Origin of the sequence: Methylomicrobium sp. Wu6, from assembly GCF_035916875.1 — a bacterium.
Taxonomy (GTDB): Bacteria; Pseudomonadota; Gammaproteobacteria; order Methylococcales; family Methylomonadaceae; genus Methylomicrobium.
Map to the genome: position 1 here is coordinate 17,543 of NZ_JAXUHN010000087.1, position 21,896 is coordinate 39,438.

The following is a 21,896-nucleotide window of genomic DNA, read 5'->3' on the forward strand; positions in this document are numbered from 1 at the left end:
TTCTTCTCCTGCTATTCATGTTAAGAAAGTAAGGTAAGACTGCACGCATGTGCGCCCCTTTTTTTATATTTGCTTCCTAACCGTAATGAACCCAAAGCCCCATGTCGCACAAGCACAAATCGAATAACAGCCAGCTTGAGGGCGCCAAGCTCTTGACAACCGCGAATCCCTTGCGAACGGCTAAGAAAATAAAGTCAATTGCCTCGTCATTGTTTAATACAATGACGAGGCAATATAGGTCAGACCGTAAGAAACTGTCAATTTCTTTCCAGACTTTTGTTGCTAATGAGGCAGGATTGAATCAGGATGTGAATCCTTTCGGGGATGATCCACAATTGACTCCGCTCTTCGTCGGTTCGAGAATATCAATCAATCATCGCTTTTAACCTTGCATCCTTATGCATTTTTCGATCATCATTCCTGTATTGAATGAAGCCAAGTCCCTGCCCGCTTGCCTGGAAGCCTTGCAGGGCTTGCGGCATCAGGCTGAAATTATGGTCGTCGATGGCGGCAGCAGCGACGATACGCTCACGATCGCAACCGGCCTGGCCGACCGGGTTGTCCGGACGCATAGAGGCCGCGCATTGCAAATGAACGCCGGCGCACGGCAAGCCAAAGGTGATGTATTTTTATTTCTGCACGCCGATACTTTTTTGCCGGACCATGCCTTGACTTTGATCCAACAGCAATTGATGCAGGGCGGCCAATGGGGGCGTTTCGATATCTGTTTGTGCGGCCGGCCTGTGATGCTGAAGGTCATCGCCCAGCTGATGAACTGGCGTTCCCGCTTGACCGGCATTGCGACCGGCGATCAAGCGATTTTCGTGACGCGGCAAGCTTTTTTCAGCGTGGGCGGCTATCCCGACATCGCTTTGATGGAAGACATCGCCTTATCTAAGTTGCTCAAAAACATCGGCCCGCCGATTTACCTGAGCGCGAAAGTGTCCAGTGCGGGACGGCGGTGGGAGACATTCGGCGTATTCAGAACGATTTTGTTGATGTGGTCATTACGTCTGGGCTATTTTTTCGGCGCCGACCCGTCCGAGTTGGCGAAACTTTATCACAGGGGACGCTTTTGGAAACCGTAATCCGCTTATCCGCCGCGCTCGGCATTTTTTCGATCATGATCTGCGTGGAGTATTGGCGCCCCAGGCGGATATTGCGGCTTGGACGCGCGCAGCGATGGCCGATCAATCTGGGCCTGGCCGCTTTGAACATGGTCCTGATGCGCGTGACCATCGGCAGCATGTCTTATATCAGCGCCGTCTATGCCAAAGATCATGCCTGGGGCCTGTTGAACCTGACTGCGGCGCCCAACTGGCTGGCAGTCGTCGCCACCCTGTTGCTGCTGGACTTCGCCATCTACGGCCAACATATCTTGATGCACAAATGGCCGCCGCTTTGGCGCCTGCATCAGGTGCATCACACCGACCTCGAATTCGATGCGACGACCGCAGTGCGCTTTCATCCCTTCGAAATCATGCTGTCGATGTTATACAAAGTGCTGTGCATTATCTTGATCGGCGCAGACCCTGCCGCCGTGATTACCTTCGAGATCATCCTGAACGGCGCGGCGACTTTCAATCACGGCAATGTCGACATTCAACCCGCTCTCGACCGAAAACTGCGTTGGCTGATCATCACGCCGGACATGCATCGGATCCATCACTCGACCCGACGGGCAGAAACGGACAGCAATTACGGCTTTTCGATTTCGCTCTGGGACCGTTTGTGCGGCACTTATATTGCCGCACCGCAAGAACCGCAGACCCGCATGACAATCGGGCTTGCCGCTTACCGGAAGCCGGAGGAGTTGAGTTTCCTCCGGTTATTGCGGCTACCTTTCAAAACCCTGCGCAGAGATTGAATGAGCATATATCAATACCCGCACACCGTTTTGCAGATTTTTTGTAAAACCCCACAGTTGGGCTTGGTCAAAACCCGTTTGATGCCCGCGTTGAGTGCGGAAGAAGCCTTGGCGGCGCATCTGGAGCTGAGCCGGCGCACCCTGAGCCTAGCGACGAAAAACTGTTTATGCCCGATCGAGCTTTGGTGCACCCCAACGGTTGACCATCCGTTTTTTTTCGAAGCGGCACAGCATGACTCTGTGCGTCTATGTGAACAACAAGGCCGGAATTTGGGCGAACGCATGCACCATGCCTTGATCTCCGCACTGCATGATTATTCGAGCGCCGTACTGATCGGCACGGATTGCCCGTCGTTGACTGAACGGGACCTCAAGGCCGCGATTACGGCGCTGGATGCCGATGCGAATGTGGTATTCGCCCCCGCGGAAGACGGCGGTTATGTACTGGTCGGGTTGAATCGGCCGCGGCCGGAATTATTTGCGGACATGCCTTGGGGAACATCCGCCGTGATGGAGATATCGCGCGCCAGACTTGCCGCAATCGGTCAACCGCATGTCGAGCTGGCGGTGCAATGGGATGTCGATATCGCTGCGGATTTTGCGCGTTATCGAAAGTTGGGCGGGTAAATCCTTAAATCACCAGTTCGCCGGCACTGACCACATTCCCCGCCAAATCGGCCACCACTTGGTCCGCGACGCCAACCACACGGATATCTCGGCGGATTGTGGCCGAATAATTCTCATGCAAATGGCCGTGAAAAATGTGCTTGGCTCCCATAGCCGAAGCCAGTTCTGCGATCGCGGCAAAACCATAGCGATGCGAAGACGGCGCTTCGTGCGTAACCAGAATATCGGCCTGTAAGGTTTTCAGCGCTTCGAACTCCTCGTGCCAAATAGCTGAGCGGTATTTTAACGACAAATCATGAACGCGCAGCCCAGGCTTCTGGCTGTTAAGAAAGTGGCGCTTGTTGATCCACTTCGGCTGCCCGGGCGGATACCAGACCCGACCCAAAAAAATGCCGCCAAGCCCCGCAATCCGAAGACCGGCAATTTCCTTCACGCGAAGATGCAGGCCGTAATCTGATAGCGACGAATGAAACAGATTATGATATTTACAAGGAGACTGGAAATCATGATTGCCCGCAATCCACCAAATCTCGGTCAGGCCGATGATCTCATCCAGATAACATTCCAAAGGCCGTTCCAAATCGTAATCGCCGAGCAAGACGACGGCTTCCGGACGGTATTTACGTACCGCCTCAATCAACGGCTGGAAGTTTCCGTGTGGATCGCCAGCAAACAAGATTCGATGGTTGGAGCTCATTAGTAACGTTTAAATGAAATGAATGGCGCCTTAGATTAGTAATCGTACCATGGTATCATTAAACTCCCCCTACGAACCAATATTAAAAGTCAAGCCGTTCCCTCTTTATTGCAAAGAGGCTGCCTTAAGTCCCAGTATAGGAATCAAATCTGATTGAAACAGGCGTGCCGCACGTCAGCGATCAATCCGGCAGTCATAATACGGGCTTTCCTCGCGACATTTTTTAAGAAAGAACCGGGTAAAATGAAACTGGATGATTGCTGGTTTTAGAGAGCTAAATGAAGTTTGTGACGGGATTGAGCGAAGCGGAGCAGCGCACGTTGCTGATTGCGTCCCGCTATGCCCCATGGCCGCGTTTCCTGCGGCGTGCGTAGCCTTGAGAAGTGACCATCGTGGTCATGGATAATGCCTCGCTACATCGTAAAGCGTTGGATGCGGCCAATTGGGAGTGATTGGGGGCTGCGTGTCTGGGCCTGGCTCCTCCCTGTCTACTCTCCCGAACTGAATCCGATCGAGATATTATGGAAGAAAATTAAATATGCGTGGTTACCTTGGGCCGCCTAACATTGTTTTGAATCGATGCGCTCCGCCTTGAGTGAAATATTCGAAATTTGGGTGCAAATACCGGGTTAATTTTGCATAAGTACTTACCCTCGGGGGTTACCGTAAAAATCAGAAATTTCCAAAAACCTCTATACTTTGGAATAAATATTTACATATACCGCGTTTGTATTGAATGATGTCAACCAAAAAAATTAAATTATTCGGCACCGACGGTATTCGCGGCGACGCCAATCAATTTCCGATGCTGCCCGATATAGTCATCAAAGTCGGCAAAGCGATCGGCGTGATTTTGAAACGGCAAGCGGCGGCGCACTTGATTCCGAAAGTCGTGATCGGCAAAGACACTCGCCTGTCCGGTTATATGCTGGAAATGGCATTGACCTCAGGCCTGCTCTCCACCGGTGTAGAAGTGCAACTGGTCGGACCCTTGCCGACGCCGGGCGTCAGTTTCATTACCCGCAACATGCGCGCGTCGGTCGGTATCGTGATTTCAGCCAGCCATAATTCTTTTCATGATAACGGCATTAAAATTTTCGGAGCGGACGGTTTCAAAATTCCAGACGCGATGGAGGAGGAAATCGAGCGGCTAGTCAGCGAGGATGATTTTTCCCCCTATCTGGCGCACCACGAAAAGATCGGCAGGAGTCGACGCATCGACGATGCGCAGGGGCGTTATATTGTCTATGTCAAAAACACTCTGCCCAACCAATATACGCTCGACGGTCTGCGCATCGTGCTCGACACGGCCAACGGCGCCGCCTATAAAATTGCACCCGCCGTATTCTCCGAACTTGGCGCGGAAGTAATCCAAATCGGTAATACGCCCAATGGACTCAATATCAACGACGAGTGCGGTGCTTTGTATCCTGACATCATTTCCGAAGCCGTATTAAAGTACCGGGCCGATGTGGGCATCAGCCTGGACGGCGACGCAGACCGAGTCATGATGGCCGATGAATTCGGCCGTGTGATAAACGGCGATCATATCATGGGACTCTGCGCGCTTAACATGAAGCAAAAAGGCATGTTGCGCAACAACACGCTGGTCGTAACCCATATGAGCAACTATGGCCTGGAAAAAGCCATGCGTGAAAACGGCATCAATTTAGTCAGAGCCGAGGTTGGAGACAAGCATGTCGTCGACGAAATGCGCCGCCTGAACGCCTCATTAGGCGGCGAACAATCCGGGCATGTGATTCATCTAGACCACTCAACCACGGGCGACGGCTGTATCGCCGCGCTGAATGTGCTGGCGATCATGAAAGAAACCGGCAAAAAAATGAGCGAACTCAATCGGGTCTTCGAGGATGTTCCTCAGAAATTGATCAATGTCAAGGTCGCTAATAAAACCAGTCTTGATCTAATTAAAGGATATCCTGAACTGATTCAACGAATCGAAAGCCAATTAAATGGCCAGGGGCGCACCTTTGTCAGATTCTCCGGAACCGAACCTTTGGCCCGCGTCCTCGTTGAAGGCAACGATAAACTGCAAATTGACCAGTTTGCTGATGAAATAGCTGACTTGCTGAAAAATGAAATAGGGTGACGGAAACGTTAGAAACTGTCTGGAAAAAAAAGATCTTGTAAAATCGGGATTTTTTATTGTCATATTGCAAACGGGATACAAAAGCGGCCTCACGGCACGGACTGGGCATTAATTGAGCAAGGTTTTCAGCCTCAAAGCCGCCGAGGAATTGGCCTGACACCGCCTAAGGCTCAATACGCGCTAATGTGGAGCATACCTGCACGTTCCCATTTATGCCCTTGAGTGTATACTCTATTCACGCATAGCAGGAACGGTGCGAACAGCGTACCCGCGTTGAGCTGAACGCCACTGCCATTGGGTTGGCCCACTCCGCCCAGAGCGAGAGGAAGCATTCTTTGTATAAATTCGGATCTTACCTGCTGCACGCATCCGTCGAAACGCCAAAAAACAGAGAAACGACTACAGGAATCACGATGATAAAGACATCCGCCTATGCCACACCTAGCCCCACATCTCCCCTGGCCCCGTTCACGATCGACCGCCGCGAGCCTGGCAAGCATGATGTATTGATCGACATTCTATATTGTGGTGTCTGCCATTCCGATATTCATCAGGCGCGCGATGAATGGGGCGGGGCGATTTACCCGATGGTGCCGGGCCATGAGATCATCGGTACCATTCTGCGAATCGGCAGCGAGGTTAGCCGCTGGCATATCGGCGATACGGTTGGTGTTGGCTGTTTTGTCGATTCATGCCGGCAATGCGAGTCCTGTGAAGCCGGCGAAGAGCAGTATTGCCTGCACGGCGCAAGCTTTACTTATAACTCGCGGGAACAGGATGGCAAAACGCCGACCTATGGCGGGTATTCGACGCAGATTACCGTCGATGAATCGTATGTCGTCAGGATCCCTGCCGGCATTCCGCTTGAGCGGGCCGCACCGCTGCTCTGCGCGGGCATTACGACTTATTCGCCGCTACGCCATTTCGGCGTAAATCGGCACGACAAGATCGCGATCGTCGGACTCGGCGGCCTAGGGCATATGGCGGTCAAACTCGGCAAGGCGCTCGGCGCCGAGGTGACGGTACTGAGCCATTCGCCGAACAAACGCGACGATGCGATCAGGCTCGGCGCGGACAATTTTATCGTGACGCGCGATTTGGAAGTTTTTACGCAACACGCCGGCCGCTTCAGTTTTATTCTCGATACGGTATCGGCGCAGCACGATTACAACGCCTACCTGAGCCTGCTGAGCCGCGGAGGCACGATGGTGCTGGTCGGCTTGCCCGAACCTACCCCATTGTCCGCATGGCCTTTGGTAATGGGAGGGCGGCGCTTGGCCGGTTCATTGATCGGCGGCATTCGCGAAACTCAGGAAATGCTCGATTTTTGCGCAGAACATGGCATCGCGGCCGATGTGGAAGTGATTCCGATACAAAAAATCAATGATGCTTATGATCGCGCATTGAAAAACGATGTGCACTACCGATTTGTAATTGATGTGGCGAGTTTGAAGTAACTATCCGATCACTGCTCGGTTACTTACATCACCCTCTGTACCCAAGGGCGCCAAGCCTCCAAAGACAGACGGTTATGCCCTGCGTTTTCGAAACGCCAGAGTTTTTTCCTATCTGACAATGCATCGAACAATGCCGGCGTGTTCCTGTTCAGTATTGGCGCCTCCTTCCCAGCCAAGAGTTCTGGACATTGTCGAATTTGTCTAAAAGCCGCAAGCACCGGTAATAACGCTGCACGGCTTTCGCCATCGTATCGAACACTGGCGTGGCGTGCTCAACAGCATCCCTTCATGGGCGCAAGGCGACAATGCATGCCGTACCCTATCAACGCAGCTTTCGAAGGCGAGCAGCCCAGCGCTCCAAATTCCAGACGTTTGGCAATAACCCAGAACCAGCAAGAATGACATAACGCTAGAGATTTTCATGAAGTGAAGCAAAGGTTGCGAATCCGATTCTGGATTCGCAACCCGTCCACGCAAGCGAAAAACACCGCCTATAGCAACTTATTGGCCGGAAGCCAACGCCATTTTCGGCTCTGACAATGACTTTCCGTCGTCGGCCGTTGTCCGGTTCAACAATGGCGTCAGAGTAGGTTTCAGGAATCTGACGATTTGCACAGGCAATGAACTGGTGAAGTGATAATTTCCGGCATCCTTACCCGAAACATAGGCAGTAAACACGCCGAAATACCGGTTGCCCAGAAAGAAGGTAAACACGGCCGCGCGACTGATGAATTGTGAGCCGATCATCTGTCCGCGCGCATTGAACATCTCCTTGCGGTGATCGCCGGTTCCGGTTTTTCCGCCCACGGGGATGACTTTGCCTTGACTATCCGTATAAACATCTTTTAGACGCGAAGCGGTTCCTCCGTCAACGACCCCGATCATCGCGCTTCTGGCGGCTATGGCGACTTCGGTCGGAAAAACGCGTTTACCTTCATTCGGCGCTTTATCCAAAATCGTCTCGTAAGGCGTTCCTTCCGCAAAGTGCAGGTTTTCAAAACGGACGACAGGCATTCTGACACCGTCATTCAAAATGATGCCGACCAGTTCAGCCAGCGCCGCGGGACGGTCGCCGGATGCGCCGATCGAAGTCGCATAAGACGGCGTCAGTCTGCCGAATGGATAACCGACCTGCTTCCAGGCTTCATGAATTTGCTGAAAAGCCTCCGCTTCAAGCATACTCATGATGCGGTGCTGCTGCCCGGCCTTTTTCTTTTTACCTTTGAGCAGCCAGCGGTAAACATCCAGGCGCTGTTGCGCGCTGGCCGCAACCACTTCCTCGCGGCTCGCTTGCGGATGCTCGGCAAGATAACCGGCCAGCCACAATTCGATCGGGTGTATTTTGGTGATATACCCTTGATCCTGAAGGTCGAATTTTTCCGGTGAATATTTATCGTAAAGCGAGTAAATGTCTTCCTTCGCTACAATCTCTTTCGGCAAATGCGCGCGCAAAAATTTGTCGAGTTGAGCAACGTCATGATCGGGATAAATAGCGCGGTACAACATTGTCAGGCGCGATGATTTGAGCCATACCCTTTGGGCCAGCGCCTCCAAACGTTCTTCCGCGCTTTTACCTTGCGCCTTGGCATAAAACCGGCCAAGATAAACCTGTCCTTCCCGATCGGCAAACCTCTCCAGATATTCCTGGCGTTTCGGGCTTTCCGGATCGTCAAGCCAGCGGGCAACGCCTTCGGGTCTATATTGATAGTGATAAACTATGTCGCGCATCAAGCGAATGAATACCAGGTTGACCGAGTCGCGCAGGGCATCGCGCACCGACATGATCTGGTGATCATCGCTCTTCTTGAAATTATTGAAATGATGCAGGCCGCCGCCGGTGAAGAAATACTCGCCCGGACTGGCCGAATATTTGCGGTCCAGAGCCTGATTCAGTAGCGTTTGCAAATCGATTTTAGGCTGCGCCTTCAGTTGGGTGATCACCCAGTCGCTCAGATAGTCTCTGGGATGCAGTTGCACTTTATTCAATTCTTCTACGGGCTGGCCGTAATACTGCTTATAAAGCTCGGCAACCAGTTGCAGATAAAGCACCATCGTGCGCAACTTCGAGGTGGAGCCCAAATCCAGACGAATCCCCTCGTTGATATCCAGGGGTTGGTCCAGATTGTCGGTTTGCACACGCAGAAAGTTGCCTTTCGGCGTTTTTTCAAAAAGCATCAGACTATAGACGACGCGCGACAGATCGACATTTTCATTCAGCCGCCGCTCGCCAAAGGCTCCGGCCGTGCGCGCCTCATCGGGATCGCTCAGCTTGCGCAAGGCAGTCGCCACGGCTTGCTGCGTGTTGTAATCAATCGTGGTTTTGACCGTTAAATCCAGCCGGTCAAGATCATAAATCGTCTTGACGTTCAACGCTTGCGCCAACCGGGTGCGCAATACGGCCTGAGTCTTTTTCTCAGACACGAATTGCGCCGGTATTGAATCGGCCGGTAGCGGTTTGATGGTTTCGACCTGCAAAGCCCGATCGCGCAACGACGCGGAAATCACGCCCGCATCGGCAAGCAGCCGCAGATAACTGTTCGCCAGCGTTTGTAAAGCGTTATAACCCGGCCCCATAAAATAGGACGGACGTCTTTGCGACAACAAAATGCAAAGCACCTGCCGGTAGGCAATCGCCTGCTGATCGGTAATGCTTTCGGTGGAATTTTGTGTCGCGGCGCGCAGCAAATTGTTCACGTCGTCGAAGTTGGCGCCAAACCAGGCCGCGAGCCCATCGCCTAAGCCATGTACTTCACCGACTTTCGGAGCGGCCGAGAGCGGCATCGAGTTGAGATAGGCTAGCGCAATCTCACGGCGCATTTCTCGGGTATCAGGTCCCAACAGATAAGCGCGGATCGAAGCCGAACCCATCTGCCGGAATTTATCGACGATCGAATTGGTAAAACCATTTGGAGAATGCCGGTATTTTTCGATCTGGGTCGCCAACGTGCTGCCGCCCGGTACATTTTTGTCCACGCCAAGCTTGTGCGCGACCATTTGAAGGCTCGCATAACCCAAGCGGTCCCACTCGACTGCGGGGTTGACCGTTACCTTCGACTCATTCAGCAATTCGCGGTTTTCGATGAATAGCAAAGTATAAAGGACTATCGGCGGGATCGACTCGAAACTGGGATAACCGTGGTTTGGGTAGGTATTACTGAAGATCAACTGATCGGTCTGGTCGAATATTTTGAGACCAGCCTGCGTTTTTTCATGGTAAATCGAAAAAAAACCGTCATCGACCAATTGCGTCAGCATCGGCGACGAAACGGCTTGGGCCGACACCGCAAAACCGCCTTTGGTCATCCGCTCAACCGCTTCGTGCAGCAAGGTATAGCCCATGCGTTGATCATACGGACCGTATTCGGGATAGCGTATCGACGAACTCGGACCTTTTTCGAGTTTGAAGCTGATTTGTTTGCCGATATCGGAAAGATAGCGCGCCTGATACCGCGAAGTTTCGACTTCTTCGCGGACAAACTTGACGACAACAATGCCGACTATCAGCAAGCCGGCCAATAGGCTCAACAGCACTATCCGGGGTAATATTCGTCTTTTATTCTGCATAGCAGGATCACGCTCAAGGCGCGATGTAACCTCTACTTTATATATTGAGTATTCAATACGTATTGAACTTAAACCACTATCCCGGTGGCTTCTGTACATTTTGTTGCGAATGTGGAAAAATACCAGACCTTATCCTGTTGTCGACCGTATTACATCGCCCCGTTGTACCGTTTACTCGCTTTATGGTGACTCGATTCTAATTTCTGCTGATTATAGCAAAATTACTACCACAATGCCGAATCGGTTATTCGCCTCCGTTGCATATTAACAACATCGTTTGGCTTTAACGAGCTTAATGATGCTATACAACAGAACCTGAAAAACCCGGCCGCGAAAAAAATTTCCTCAACCATAGACCTCGGCTTGCTGATAAAATTTCCCACTTTCATCCGAACCGCACCCAATAATGGACGTCATCAAACGCATCGCCGAAGAACTCGCCGTAAACACCAGACAAGTTAGCGCCGCTGTCGCTTTGCTCGATGAAGGCGCGACCGTACCTTTCATCGCGCGCTACCGCAAGGAAGCGACCGGCGGTCTCGACGACACGCAACTTCGAAATCTTGAAGAGCGCCTGATCTATTTGCGCGAACTGAACGACCGACGCGCAGCAATTCTCGATAGCATCCGCGCACAGGAAAAACTGACGCCGGAGTTGGAAATGGCGATCAATGACGCCGATACCAAAACGCTGCTCGAAGATCTCTATCTGCCCTACAAACCCCGGCGCCGCACAAAAGCACAAATTGCCCGCGAAGCGGGGCTTGAGCCGTTGGCCGATGCGATTTTGGCCGACAGAAACCTGATTCCCGAACAATTCGCAGGAGGCTTTATCGATACCGAAAAAGGCGTTGCGGATAGCGCAGCGGCTCTGGAAGGCGCGCGTCAAATCATCATGGAACGGTTGTCCGAGGATGCCGAACTGTTGGCGGAACTCCGCGAGCGGACCTGGAGCAAGGGCATTTTGCATGCGACCGTGACAGCCGGCAAGGAACAGGAAGCGAGCAAGTTTCGCGATTATTTCGATTATCAGGAAGCGATCCAGAAAATTCCGTCGCACAGGGCGCTGGCGCTGTTACGCGGCCGCAACGAGGATTTGCTGACACTGACCTTAAAGCCGGCTCAAGAGGAACAGCAGGAACACGATCTTTGCGCCCAATTCACTGCGAACCGGCTCGACGTGACCAACACCGCCAAACCTGCCGATGCCTGGCTAGCGGAAACGGCGAGGTTGGCCTGGAAAATCAAACTGTTTACCCGGATCGACCTGGACTTGAAAATGCGCGTGAGGGAAGCCGCCGAACAGGAAGCGATTCGGGTATTTTCGAGCAATTTGCGAGATCTTTTATTGGCCGCACCCGCCGGTCACAAAGCCACGATGGGACTCGATCCCGGCATCCGTACCGGAGTAAAAGTCGCGGTCGTCGATGCGACTGGCAAACTGTTGGCAACCGACACGATCTATCCGCATCCACCTCGGCAGGCTTGGCACGATTCGATCGCGACCCTCGCCAAATTGATCGGCCGACATCAAGTGCAATTGGTCAGTATCGGCAACGGCACCGGCTCGCGCGAAACCGATCAGTTGGTCGCCGATATACAGAAACAGCATCCGGAACTGAAATTCAGCAAAATCGTCGTCTCCGAAGCCGGGGCGTCGGTGTATTCGGCATCCGAACTGGCTGCGAAAGAATTCCCCGACCTCAATGTGTCATTGCGCGGTGCGGTCTCGATCGCCAGACGCTTGCAGGACCCTCTCGCCGAACTGGTCAAGATCGAGCCGAAATCGATCGGCGTCGGCCAGTACCAGCATGACGTTAATCAGGTGCAACTCGCACGCGGCCTGGATGCGGTGGTCGAGGATTGCGTGAACGCGGTCGGCGTCGATGTGAATACCGCCTCTGCCGCGCTACTGAAACAGGTATCCGGACTGTCGCAAAGCGTCAGTGAAAACATTGTCGCCTATCGGAACGAACATGGCCCGTTCGCAAACCGCGCGCTGTTGAAAAAGGTGCCGCGCCTCGGCGACAAGGCCTATGAACAAGCGGCCGGCTTTCTGCGCATCACGAACGGCGACAATCCCTTAGACGCCTCCGCGGTGCATCCGGAAACCTACCCGGTTGTCGAAGCGATCATCAAGGACACCGGCAAATCGATCCGCGACCTGATCGGCCAATCGCAAATTCTGCGCCGACTCGATCCGGTTCGCTATACCGACGACAGATTCGGTCTGCCGACCGTGACCGACATCCTCCAAGAACTTGAAAAACCCGGACGCGATCCGCGCCCCGAGTTCAAAAGCGTCCAATTCAAGACTGGCGTCGAGAAAATCACCGATCTCGAGCCCGGAATGCGGCTCAACGGCGTGGTCACAAACGTCGCCAATTTCGGCGCTTTTGTCGATATCGGCGTACATCAGGACGGTCTGGTGCATATTTCGCATCTGGCTGACAATTTCATCAAAGACCCGCGCGAGGTCGTGAAAGCAGGCGACATCGTTGAAGTCAAAGTGATTGAAGTGGATGTGGAGCGCAAACGGATCGCCCTGTCGATGAAAGCGGACGCGGAAGTGACAAACGCGCCTAAACGCGATACGAACCAGCGCAAACCGCAAGGCAAAATCACTGCGTCCGCGCCTCCGATGCGCGGCGCGATGGCGAATGCGCTGACCAATGCACTAAAAAAGTAAAGAAAAAAAGCTCTGCTATACTTGCTAGGTATTGTTAATACCTAGTAGCAGGACCAGATATGATGACTTTTTTCCGCTTTTTTGCATCCTTGTCACTCGTTTGCCTGACAATCGCCTATGCGCCGCTGACAGAGGCCGAGCCGATGTCTCAGGAGTGGGAGATTGATGCCCCCGCCAAGAAAATTCCGACAAAGCCGCAGAGTTATGGCGAACGCGTCGAGGAAAAAGCACTGAACAGTTTCGCGAATATTGCGACAGGATGGCTCGAAATGCCCAAGAACGTCATCAATACGACCAATCAAAGCAATATCATCTACGGTTTTATCGGGGGCTTGGCGAAAGGCATGATTCACACTGCGGGACGGATGGGCGTCGGTATCGCCGAATTGGTTACCCTGCCGATAGCGACCGATCCCATCATTTATCCATTGTACATCTGGGATAATTTTAATGTAGATACCGTCTACGGCAATGTGATGCAAGTGCAGGAGCAGCAGCAAAGACAGGCCCCTGTAGTCGAGATTCCGCCGGCACCACAAGCCGCCGAGCCTGTAGCACCTGCGCCCGTATCGCCGCAATCGGCGCAGATGCAGTATCCGACCGATACGAATCGCAAGATCGATGCGATTTTCAAGGACAAGATGTTGAAATAAAACGCGCATCATTCCCTAATGGCGTCTACGCCGTTAGGGAACAAAAAAATTAAAACGACTTTCCTGCCTCTTTGGACTGATCCACCGACCAAAGCTTTTCAAGCTGGTAAAACTCGCGTGACTGCGCGGTCATTGCATGAACGATCACATCGCCCAAATCCAGCAGAACCCAATCCGATCCCAAATCACCCTCCATACCCAACGGCTTTACGCCGAATTCAGCCAGTTTTTCGACGACATAGTCGCACAGTGCTTTCAGGTGCCGATCCGAGGTACCGGTCACTAACACCATAAAGTCGGTAAAACTGGTCTTGCCACGGACGTCGAGTGTAGTGATATATTTACCTTTCTTGTCATCCAGGACCGCCTGAACGATTTTTAGTATTTCTTCTGCTTGCATTCGTTTTCCTAAATGAGCTGATCGAAGAGATCAGACTTTTTGATAAAGATGATGACTATGGATATAGTCTAATACGGCATCGGGCAATAAAAAACGAGGATCTCGCTTTTCGGCGATCATTTTGCGGATTGCGCTAGCCGAAATATCCAGTTCGGTGATCGGCCGAAACAACAGCTTGCCGGCTTTGTGCCGTGTCAATTCGGCCGCATCGAAGACTTGCCGGGCTCTAAAAAACTCGCTTTGCAGTTGAATCGAATAGCCGGGCCGGGTCATCACGACGATATGCGCATGATCGAATAACTCAGTCCATCGATGCCAGCTTGTCAATCCGTTGAATGCGTCAACTCCGATGAACAGCAGTAATGGCCGCCGCGGAAAATCGCGGCATAACGACCGCAGCGTATCGACCATGTAAGACGGACCATCCCTATCCAGCTCGCGGGTATCGATCACGAGCCCGGGCAGATTTTCAGTCGCGAGACGCAGCATGTCGAGCCGCATCTTCGGCATCGCGGAAGGTTCCGACCGATGCGGCGGGGTTTTGTTCGGAAGCAGACGCACTTCGTCCAGCTTAAAAATCTCCCTGACCTCGATAATGGCGCGCAGATGGCCGTAATGTACCGGGTCGAAGGTGCCGCCGAAGATGCCGATCATTTATCGGCGAATATGGCCATCGCCGAGCACGATGAATTTCAGCGTGGTAAGCCCCGCCAACCCGACCGGCCCGCGCGCATGCAGCTTGTCGGTGCTGATGCCGATTTCGGCGCCTAATCCGTATTCAAAACCATCCGCGAAACGCGTCGAAGCATTCACCATCACCGAACTCGAATCGACCTCACGCAAAAAGCGCCGCGCCAACGTGTAATTTTCAGTCATGATCGCGTCGGTATGTTGAGAACCGTAACGGTTGATATGGAAAATCGCCTCGTCGATTCCGGCCACGATCTTGATCGACAATATCGGCGCCAAATATTCAGTGACCCAGTCTTCCTCGGTCGCGCGCGTCGCGGAAGGAATCAGCGAACAGGTTTTCGGACAACCGCGCAGTTCTACGCCTTTTTGCCGGTATTGTTCGGCCAGAAGCGGCAAGACTTGCCCGGCAATCGCTTCTGCAACCAATAGCGTTTCCATTGCGTTGCAGACGCCGTAACGGTGCGTCTTTGCGTTGACCGCGACCTTTACCGCTTTGTCGATGTCGGCCGAGTCGTCGATATAAACATGACAAATACCGTCCAGGTGCTTGATCACCGGAATCGTCGCATTGTTCGCGATGCGTTCGATCAGACTCTTGCCTCCGCGCGGCACGATAACATCGACATATCTGTCCATCGTGATCAACTCGCCGACGGCTTCACGGTCTGTCGTTTCCACCACCTGCACCGCGTCACTCGGCAAACCGGCCGCCTCCAAACCCTCGGAGATACAGGCTGCGATCGCTTTGTTTGAATGAATCGACTCCGAGCCGCCGCGCAAGATGCAGGCATTGCCCGCTTTCAGGCACAAGGCCGCCGCATCGACGGTCACGTTCGGACGCGATTCGTAAATGATGCCGATCACGCCGAGTGGCACGCGCATCTGACCAACCTGAATGCCGCTGGGCCGGTAATTCAGACCGGTGATTTCGCCGACCGGGTCCGGCAATGCGGCCACCTGCTGCAAGCCGTCAATCATGGTTTGTATAGCCTTTTCAGACAGCGTCAACCGGTCCAGTAATGCCGCATCCAGGCCATTCGCGCGGCCGGCATCGAGGTCCTTATTGTTTTCCGCTTTCAACATGTCGCGGCGGCTGTCGAGCGCTTCGGCGATTTTCAGCAACGCCAGATTCTTCCTTCCGGTCTCGGCACGGCTGATTTCTGTTCCGGCTTGTCTTGCCTTGATTCCAAGACCCTGCATGTACTCTCTGATGCCCAAAACCGATACCTGCTAATTTGCTTAATAAACTTGCGATTATATCGGTTCTGCCAGCGATGCAACAACTGCAAAAATCTGGATCAAGCGGCCAGCCGGGAACCGAAAGCCAAGGCGCCCAACAACCCTACTTCCTGATTGATGCAGACTTTAACCGGAATTTGCTCCAGGGCCGCGCGGTAGCGCCCTTTTGCCAAGTAGCCATCCATGAAGTCCCCGCGCGTGATAACCGGCAGGATCTTTGCAGCGATGCCGCCGGCAAGATAGACGCCCGCATAAGGCAAGCATTTTAGCGCCAGATTGCCGGCTTCGGCACCATAAATCCGGCAGAAGAGCGACAATGCCGCAACACTCAGCGCATCGGCACCCGCCACACCCGCGTCACCGATCACCGCAGCCGGGTCGTATTCTCTCATCTGCTGCTCGATGCCGGGCTGTGCCGGTGCATGGCCGACTGTTTTCAAAAATTGATAAATGTTGATCAGCCCTTCGCCTGACAGCAGCCTTTCATAACTGACATGCCCCGGATATTTTTCCCACAGGAACTGCAATAAAGCGAGTTCCTGTTTGCTGCCCGGCGCAAAATCGCTGTGCCCGCCCTCGCTGGCCAACACCTGATGCTTTTCTCCATCCCAGGCAACGATAGCCTCCCCCAGACCGGTGCCTGCCGCAAGTATCGCGCTGTTACCTGGACGGGGTTCCGAATCGGGATTCAGCGTCACAAAATCCACCGCCGGCAAATCCAGAATGCCCCAGGCGGTCGCTTCGAGATCATTCAACAGTCGAACCTTCTCTGTGCCGAGGTAATTGCCGATTTCACTTCGACGCAACACCCAAGGCAGGTTGGTCGCCACGCAATCGCCATCGACGATGGGGCCTGCAACGCCGAGGCAGGCCGAAGCGATCGCATCCATCTCGCCCTCTTTTAAAAAATCCTGCAATAGAGTGGTAAAAGTTGAGTGGTCAAGGCTCGAATAGCGCGTTTTTTTGATGCACCGCCACTCGTCGCCATTCGCATCATAGAGCGCGAGTATCGTCTTGGTGCCGCCCACATCGCCCGCCAGTATCATGATTACTTGCCTTGATAGTGGTTGAAGATTTGAAAATGTTTTTCCTTATCAAAACTCATCACATCATAAGGGTCTACACGTCCGCCCATTTCCATGCCAGGGCTGCCGGTAACCATGCCCGGCACCGCCAGCCCGGTTACTTTGGGTTTGGTCTTTAGCAATTTCTTGATGTCCGCGGCCGGAACGTGCCCCTCGACGACATAGCCGTCGACGATCGCGGTATGGCACGACGCCATTTCTTTCGGCACCCCATATCGGGTTTTAATCTCCTCCATTGCGTCGTTAATGTTATCTTTCACATTGAAATTGTTTTGCTTCAAATGCTCGATCCACTTGCCGCAACAGCCGCAGGTTGGGCTGCGGTAAACGGTAATCTCGACCGGCTTTTCCGCCGCGTAGACGGCAGGTCCCAAAATCGCCGTAATCAGAAGCCATAAAACGATTTGAATTGCTTTCATGATGATCACCCCGAGTGGTGTTAAATTGGGTTTAATGGTAGATGATAAGCCGGACTGAAACGATGCACCGCATCAACCATCGCGCCGACATTTTCCGGATTGATGTCGGGCAGAATGCCGTGTCCCAAATTGAACACATGACCGGATCCCCTACCGTATTTTTCTAAAATGGTTTTAACTTTTTCGGCAATGATCTCCGGCTTGGCATAGAGCGCGACCGGATCCATATTGCCTTGCAAAGCCACTTTATCACCGACTCGGGCGCGCGCTAGACCGATATCGGTTTGCCAGTCAAGCCCCAACGTATCATAACCCGCTTCGACCATCGTTTCCAGCCACAGTCCGCCGCCCTTGGTAAATAGAATGGTCGGAATTTTTTGACCGTTCATGTTGGTTTTCAATAATGCCGCCACCCGACTGGCATATCGTAATGAAAACATCCGATAATCCTCGGAGGTCAACATGCCGCCCCAGGTATCGAATACCATCACCGCCTGCGCGCCGGCAGCAATCTGCGCATTCAGATAAGCCGCGACCGCCTCGGCAAGCTTCTCGAGCAAGACATGCATCAATGCCGGCTGTTCATACATCAATGCTTTGACTTTGCGGAAACTTTTGCTACCGCCGCCTTCGACCATGTAGGTCGCCAGTGTCCAGGGGCTGCCGGAAAAACCGATCAACGGTACGCGCCCGTTCAATTCGCGACGAATCAAACGCACCGCGTCGATTACATAGCGCAAGTCGGTTTCAGGATCAGGAATGCCGAGATTGTAAATATCTGCAGACGTACTGATCGGTCTCGCAAACTGCGGCCCCTCCCCTTCGGAAAAGCTCAAGCCCAGCCCCATTGCATCGGGAATGGTCAAAATATCCGAGAACAGAATCGCCGCATCGAAGGCAAAGCGCCTGAGCGGCTGTAGCGTCACTTCGCAAGCGAGATCGGGATTCGTGCATAAATTAATGAAACTGCCGGCTTCTTCTCTGACCTTTCGATATTCTGGCAAATACCGGCCTGCCTGACGCATCATCCACACCGGCGTGCGCTCGACAGGCTGCTTTAACAAGGCTCTGAGAAAAGTGTCGTTCTTTAATTCTGTCATTCGTTATAAACTTGTAAGTTAGTAAGTTTGCGAGCGCTTTCTTGTTGCTTAGGGCTTGGGCATGAAAGGAAACTCTTTTCTGATCGTGCCAAATTTCCGTATCATTGACGACTTAAACTCGGCCGGCAATGATTTCTTTGCGTTTTTTGCCGATTCGGCATCCGCAAAATCCCCATACAACAGCACGAATTTTTCCTTGCCCTTCCAAATACGCCGCACAAATCTCAAATCCGGTTGCAATTCGGCATGGCGGGCAATCACCGCCTGTACGGCGGATGCATTTGATATTATCATTAATTGCAGCGCGTAGCTGTTTTCCGGCCGCGCCGCCAGCCACTCGGAATCGTCTCCCGATCCCACTTGGGCAGCCGACTCCGGGGATGGCACCGGAGAAACCGCTGCATCCGTAGCCGTTTCAGGAAGCACTTGCTGCTGTTCCGGGGTCTTTGCCGAATTATTCGAAAATGCAGGGGCAGCAGGCGCTACGGCGACCAGCTTCGCTTGCTCGCCGCCAACGGCCTGGCCGGTTTTACCAAAAGGTGCTGGCCCATCCAACTGCTCACCAGGTAAATCCGGATCTTGCGAGCCTTGCAATAAACCGCCGACAGGCAAACTTAAAATAGGCTGCCGTAAATCGGAATAGGCTTTGCTTGCACCAGACTGAACCGTTGCGGCGTTATTTTGATCGGCCGGTCTTGACGCGGTAAACCATTGTATATAAAACGCCAAGGATACCAGACAGACCACGGCAACAATCAAGAACGTCAACGAATCTACGCTTTCTTTGGGTTTATTCAGTTCCGGAAAGTGAGCGATCATTTTCGCCGGAATACCGTGTGACTCCCGATAGACCACATCGAGCACATCGTCCGTCAACCCCTTGCCAAACCGTGGCGAAACCGAATGCGAGGCGATGTGCTGGACAAAATCGCGACATTCTTTTTGGAGTAGGGGTTTGGCCTCGACGATAAAGCAATTTTCGATTACCGGGTCCGAGCAGTTTTTGACATGCCACTGATCGTGCGTCAAGACGAAGAGAGCACGCAAATTCGAATGCTTTTCGGCCAACTGAATTAACCGGGTAAGAAGGCCTGGAGCCAATTCGCCCGCATCATCGATGACAAGAACGACATCCTTACGAGAATCCGGCGTACGGTCATATCCGGTATTTCTGACCGGCACTTCGGGTTTGAGACGCGCAACCAAAGGACCGACGCGATCATGGACTTCCTCAAACGTCATGCCGCCATGCCCCTTCATCATGCACCAGGACCACTCATCCTTCAGGCGTTTCTGCAAAACCTCCAGAAAGGCGGTCTTGCCGACACCTTCCGGGCCGCACAGCACGATGGCCTGCTCAGTATTGGCGAGTAAATGTTGTAATAATTCGAGATTCTGGCTTCTCTCCGGCGTCATCAGAAAGCGGAGCGACGCCGCCTTGCCCTCGCTCCGCACCGTTTTGACTTGATAGGTATCACCATCAATTTCGACCATAAGTGTTTAACGTCAATTCCAGGAGGGTCCGATCAATATACACCGGCAATGTCGCCTTGCCGATTTTTTCCAGCAAAATCAATCGAATTCGGCCGTCCAAATTCTTTTTATCTACCGCCATCAGTTCGAGAAACCGCTCGGAATCGAGCGCCGCGGGAGGAATCACCGGCAAACCGGCGCGCCGGACCAACGCGATGATTCTTTCTAGATCCTGCCGAGACAGCCAGCCTTTGCGCATCGACAGCTCAGCCGCCTGGCAAATGCCTATTGCAACCGCCTCTCCATGCAGGTAGGCTCCGTAACCGGTGCCGGTTTCAATTGCATGACCAAAAGTATGGCCGAGATTCAAAGTTGCTCTGACGCCGGTCTCGGTTTCATCCTCAGCGACAATGTCGGCTTTGTTGCGGCAGGAATGCTCGATCGCATGGGCCAACGCATTTTTATCGCGCGCGCGTAATGCATCGATACTATGCTCCAACCAGACAAAAAAGTCGGCATCCCGAATCAGGCCGTATTTTATCACTTCCGCAAGACCCGCCGACAATTGGCGATCGTCGAGAGTGTCCAGCACATCGGTATCGGCCAGTACGCATTGCGGCTGATAAAACGCGCCGATCATGTTTTTGCCGAGCGGATGATTGACCCCGGTTTTGCCGCCGACCGACGAATCGACCTGCGCCAGCAACGTAGTCGGAATTTGCAGAAATGCTATGCCGCGTTGATAGCAGGCTGCCGCGAAGCCGCCCATATCGCCGATTACGCCGCCCCCCAGCGCGATCAAGGTCGCATTGCGGCTAAATTTGGCGACTAACAGTTTGTCGAAAATCCGGCCGAGAGTATCCAAGGTCTTGTACTGCTCGCCATCCGCTAATATCACCGTTTCGATCTGATAAGCCTGCAGACTTTGCAAAACCTTATCGAGATACAGCGGCGCAACCGTTTCATTGGTGACGATCAGGACTTGTCTGGATTTGATGTGACGGGTATATAAATCCGCCTGATTTAAAAGCTGGGAACCGATATAAATAGGGTAACTGCGATCACCCAACTCGACATGTAATTGTTTCATTCTGTTTCGGAATTGATTGCCCTGTAGCGTTCTAAAATGCGGCTGACGACCGCTTTGCTTTGCATCACGCCCGTGTCGACTTTAAAGTCGGCGCAAGCCAGATAGAGCGGTTCGCGTTCGGCATAGAGACTTTCCAAACGCGCTCTGGGATTGTCTGTTCTGAGCAACGGGCGCTGCGTGTCCTTGCGCGTCCGTTCCAAAATCCTGCCGACCGAACACTTTAGATAAACGACAAAACCGTTTTCTTTCAATAAGCGGCGGTTTTCTTCGCGCAGGATAGCGCCGCCGCCGGTTGCCAGCACGATGCCTTGCATTCCGGTCAGTTGCCTTATCATTTTCTGTTCGCGGTCCCGGAATCCTTCCTCGCCTTCAAACTCGAAGATTGTCGGGATATTAACACCGGTCGCCTCCTCGATCGCCTTGTCGCTATCGTAGAAAGGTAATTTCAGCGACTTTGCCAATTGCCGACCGACCGTCGTTTTACCAGCGCCCATCAGACCGATTAAATATATGTTTTCAGATCGCATGACGTATCGCCACGGTATTCATCTTTCCTGTTAAAAAAACATATCATTATGCCTGTTTCTTTTTAGCAAGATCAATCGGCAGAATAAAAATTGTTTAAAAGCGACAGAATAATACTGCAACAAGCCAAAGGAATGGATACGGATATTAGGCAAGACAGGGACGACGATTTGTGCCTGAAAACTGAATTCGGCTTCCTTTCTCGTAT

Annotated in this window: 18 protein-coding genes; 7 read left to right on the forward strand and 11 right to left on the reverse strand. The window is 52.8% G+C overall.

Translation table 11 applies throughout. From position 1 onward, the window contains the following. The first annotated feature begins 398 nt into the window (after positions 1-398). From U2W12_RS14590 to U2W12_RS14600, 3 genes are read left to right on the forward strand one after another with little or no spacing between them, the layout of a single operon-like run. On the forward strand, positions 399-1,088 hold the full coding sequence (locus U2W12_RS14590; RefSeq protein ID WP_326501422.1) for a TIGR04283 family arsenosugar biosynthesis glycosyltransferase: 690 nt from the start codon (positions 399-401) through the stop codon (positions 1,086-1,088). Beyond that, positions 1,076-1,867, forward strand: coding sequence for a sterol desaturase family protein (locus U2W12_RS14595; RefSeq protein WP_326501423.1), 792 nt, complete (start codon positions 1,076-1,078; stop codon positions 1,865-1,867). The genes U2W12_RS14590 and U2W12_RS14595 overlap by 13 nt, the downstream gene beginning before the upstream one ends. Continuing rightward, a complete protein-coding gene (locus tag U2W12_RS14600) occupies positions 1,868-2,494 on the forward strand; it encodes a TIGR04282 family arsenosugar biosynthesis glycosyltransferase (protein WP_326501424.1) in 627 nt (208 codons plus the stop codon). It abuts the gene before it with no gap. Between the two features lie 4 nt (positions 2,495-2,498). Here U2W12_RS14600 and U2W12_RS14605 read toward each other — a convergent pair whose 3' ends face one another. Continuing rightward, positions 2,499-3,191, reverse strand: a complete 693-nt coding sequence (locus U2W12_RS14605; RefSeq protein ID WP_326501425.1) for a metallophosphoesterase — start codon at positions 3,189-3,191, stop codon at positions 2,499-2,501. A gap of 739 nt (positions 3,192-3,930) precedes the next feature. Between U2W12_RS14605 and glmM the strand changes: the two genes are divergently transcribed. Together glmM and U2W12_RS14615 are read left to right on the forward strand one after the other, a co-directional pair. Beyond that, positions 3,931-5,301, forward strand: coding sequence for a phosphoglucosamine mutase (gene glmM, locus U2W12_RS14610; protein WP_326501426.1), 1,371 nt, complete (start codon positions 3,931-3,933; stop codon positions 5,299-5,301). Positions 5,302-5,714: 413 nt separating this feature from the next. Beyond that, a complete protein-coding gene (locus U2W12_RS14615; protein WP_326501427.1) occupies positions 5,715-6,758 on the forward strand; it encodes an NAD(P)-dependent alcohol dehydrogenase in 1,044 nt (347 codons plus the stop codon). 501 nt (positions 6,759-7,259) lie between these two features. On the opposite strand, the gene U2W12_RS14620 is transcribed toward U2W12_RS14615, so the two are convergent. Continuing rightward, the gene (locus U2W12_RS14620; RefSeq protein ID WP_326501428.1) at positions 7,260-10,322 is read right to left on the reverse strand and encodes a transglycosylase domain-containing protein; all 3,063 of its coding nucleotides are present in this window, start codon (positions 10,320-10,322) and stop codon (positions 7,260-7,262) included. A 406-nt stretch (positions 10,323-10,728) separates the two neighbouring features. Between U2W12_RS14620 and U2W12_RS14625 the strand changes: the two genes are divergently transcribed. Together U2W12_RS14625 and U2W12_RS14630 are read left to right on the forward strand one after the other, a co-directional pair. Next, a complete protein-coding gene (locus U2W12_RS14625; RefSeq protein ID WP_326501429.1) occupies positions 10,729-13,011 on the forward strand; it encodes a Tex family protein in 2,283 nt (760 codons plus the stop codon). A gap of 59 nt (positions 13,012-13,070) precedes the next feature. Beyond that, a complete protein-coding gene (locus tag U2W12_RS14630; RefSeq protein ID WP_326501430.1) occupies positions 13,071-13,664 on the forward strand; it encodes an exosortase system-associated protein, TIGR04073 family in 594 nt (197 codons plus the stop codon). A gap of 49 nt (positions 13,665-13,713) precedes the next feature. Here the strand turns inward: U2W12_RS14630 and rsfS are convergent, their stop codons facing one another. The 9 genes from rsfS to aroK form a co-directional block, all read right to left on the reverse strand. Continuing rightward, the gene (gene rsfS, locus U2W12_RS14635) at positions 13,714-14,064 is read right to left on the reverse strand and encodes a ribosome silencing factor (protein ID WP_326501431.1); all 351 of its coding nucleotides are present in this window, start codon (positions 14,062-14,064) and stop codon (positions 13,714-13,716) included. A gap of 30 nt (positions 14,065-14,094) precedes the next feature. Further along, on the reverse strand, positions 14,095-14,718 hold the full coding sequence (gene nadD / locus U2W12_RS14640; RefSeq protein ID WP_326501432.1) for a nicotinate-nucleotide adenylyltransferase: 624 nt from the start codon (positions 14,716-14,718) through the stop codon (positions 14,095-14,097). Next, the gene (locus U2W12_RS14645) at positions 14,719-15,957 is read right to left on the reverse strand and encodes a glutamate-5-semialdehyde dehydrogenase (protein ID WP_326501433.1); all 1,239 of its coding nucleotides are present in this window, start codon (positions 15,955-15,957) and stop codon (positions 14,719-14,721) included. It abuts the gene before it with no gap. 98 nt (positions 15,958-16,055) lie between these two features. Further along, positions 16,056-17,042, reverse strand: a complete 987-nt coding sequence (gene glk / locus U2W12_RS14650; RefSeq protein ID WP_326501434.1) for a glucokinase — start codon at positions 17,040-17,042, stop codon at positions 16,056-16,058. A 2-nt stretch (positions 17,043-17,044) separates the two neighbouring features. Beyond that, positions 17,045-17,500 carry a DUF411 domain-containing protein gene (locus U2W12_RS14655; protein ID WP_326501435.1) on the reverse strand — a complete coding sequence of 152 codons (456 nt, stop codon included), beginning with the start codon at positions 17,498-17,500 and terminating at the stop codon, positions 17,045-17,047. Positions 17,501-17,520: 20 nt separating this feature from the next. Continuing rightward, the gene (hemE, locus tag U2W12_RS14660) at positions 17,521-18,600 is read right to left on the reverse strand and encodes a uroporphyrinogen decarboxylase (RefSeq protein ID WP_326501436.1); all 1,080 of its coding nucleotides are present in this window, start codon (positions 18,598-18,600) and stop codon (positions 17,521-17,523) included. A gap of 48 nt (positions 18,601-18,648) precedes the next feature. Beyond that, positions 18,649-20,094 (reverse strand): SPOR domain-containing protein, encoded by a 1,446-nt coding sequence (locus U2W12_RS14665; RefSeq protein ID WP_326501437.1) that lies wholly within the window; start codon positions 20,092-20,094, stop codon positions 18,649-18,651. Continuing rightward, entirely contained in the window at positions 20,081-21,163 is a 1,083-nt protein-coding gene (gene aroB, locus U2W12_RS14670) for a 3-dehydroquinate synthase (protein ID WP_326501438.1), read from the reverse strand. The genes U2W12_RS14665 and aroB overlap by 14 nt, the downstream gene beginning before the upstream one ends. Beyond that, complete coding sequence (gene aroK / locus U2W12_RS14675; protein WP_326501439.1) at positions 21,160-21,690, reverse strand: shikimate kinase AroK; 531 nt, start codon at positions 21,688-21,690, stop codon at positions 21,160-21,162. The genes aroB and aroK overlap by 4 nt, the downstream gene beginning before the upstream one ends. Between the last annotated feature and the right edge of the window lie 206 nt (positions 21,691-21,896).

Excerpts from the sequence above, each read along its gene's own strand:
- glmM (WP_326501426.1), top strand. The coding sequence starts at position 3,931 with ATGTCAACCAAAAAAATTAAATTATTCGGCACCGACGGTATTCGCGGC.
- U2W12_RS14645 (WP_326501433.1), bottom strand. The coding sequence starts at position 15,957 with ATGCAGGGTCTTGGAATCAAGGCAAGACAAGCCGGAACAGAAATCAGC.
- nadD (WP_326501432.1), bottom strand. The coding sequence starts at position 14,718 with ATGATCGGCATCTTCGGCGGCACCTTCGACCCGGTACATTACGGCCAT.
- aroB (WP_326501438.1), bottom strand. The coding sequence starts at position 21,163 with ATGAAACAATTACATGTCGAGTTGGGTGATCGCAGTTACCCTATTTAT.
- glk (WP_326501434.1), bottom strand. The coding sequence starts at position 17,042 with ATGATACTGGCGGGCGATGTGGGCGGCACCAAGACGATACTCGCGCTC.
- rsfS (WP_326501431.1), bottom strand. The coding sequence starts at position 14,064 with ATGCAAGCAGAAGAAATACTAAAAATCGTTCAGGCGGTCCTGGATGAC.
- U2W12_RS14600 (WP_326501424.1), top strand. The coding sequence starts at position 1,868 with ATGAGCATATATCAATACCCGCACACCGTTTTGCAGATTTTTTGTAAA.
- U2W12_RS14655 (WP_326501435.1), bottom strand. The coding sequence starts at position 17,500 with ATGAAAGCAATTCAAATCGTTTTATGGCTTCTGATTACGGCGATTTTG.
- U2W12_RS14625 (WP_326501429.1), top strand. The coding sequence starts at position 10,729 with ATGGACGTCATCAAACGCATCGCCGAAGAACTCGCCGTAAACACCAGA.
- U2W12_RS14605 (WP_326501425.1), bottom strand. The coding sequence starts at position 3,191 with ATGAGCTCCAACCATCGAATCTTGTTTGCTGGCGATCCACACGGAAAC.
- U2W12_RS14665 (WP_326501437.1), bottom strand. The coding sequence starts at position 20,094 with ATGGTCGAAATTGATGGTGATACCTATCAAGTCAAAACGGTGCGGAGC.
- aroK (WP_326501439.1), bottom strand. The coding sequence starts at position 21,690 with ATGCGATCTGAAAACATATATTTAATCGGTCTGATGGGCGCTGGTAAA.
- U2W12_RS14590 (WP_326501422.1), top strand. The coding sequence starts at position 399 with ATGCATTTTTCGATCATCATTCCTGTATTGAATGAAGCCAAGTCCCTG.
- U2W12_RS14620 (WP_326501428.1), bottom strand. The coding sequence starts at position 10,322 with ATGCAGAATAAAAGACGAATATTACCCCGGATAGTGCTGTTGAGCCTA.
- U2W12_RS14630 (WP_326501430.1), top strand. The coding sequence starts at position 13,071 with ATGATGACTTTTTTCCGCTTTTTTGCATCCTTGTCACTCGTTTGCCTG.
- hemE (WP_326501436.1), bottom strand. The coding sequence starts at position 18,600 with ATGACAGAATTAAAGAACGACACTTTTCTCAGAGCCTTGTTAAAGCAG.
- U2W12_RS14615 (WP_326501427.1), top strand. The coding sequence starts at position 5,715 with ATGATAAAGACATCCGCCTATGCCACACCTAGCCCCACATCTCCCCTG.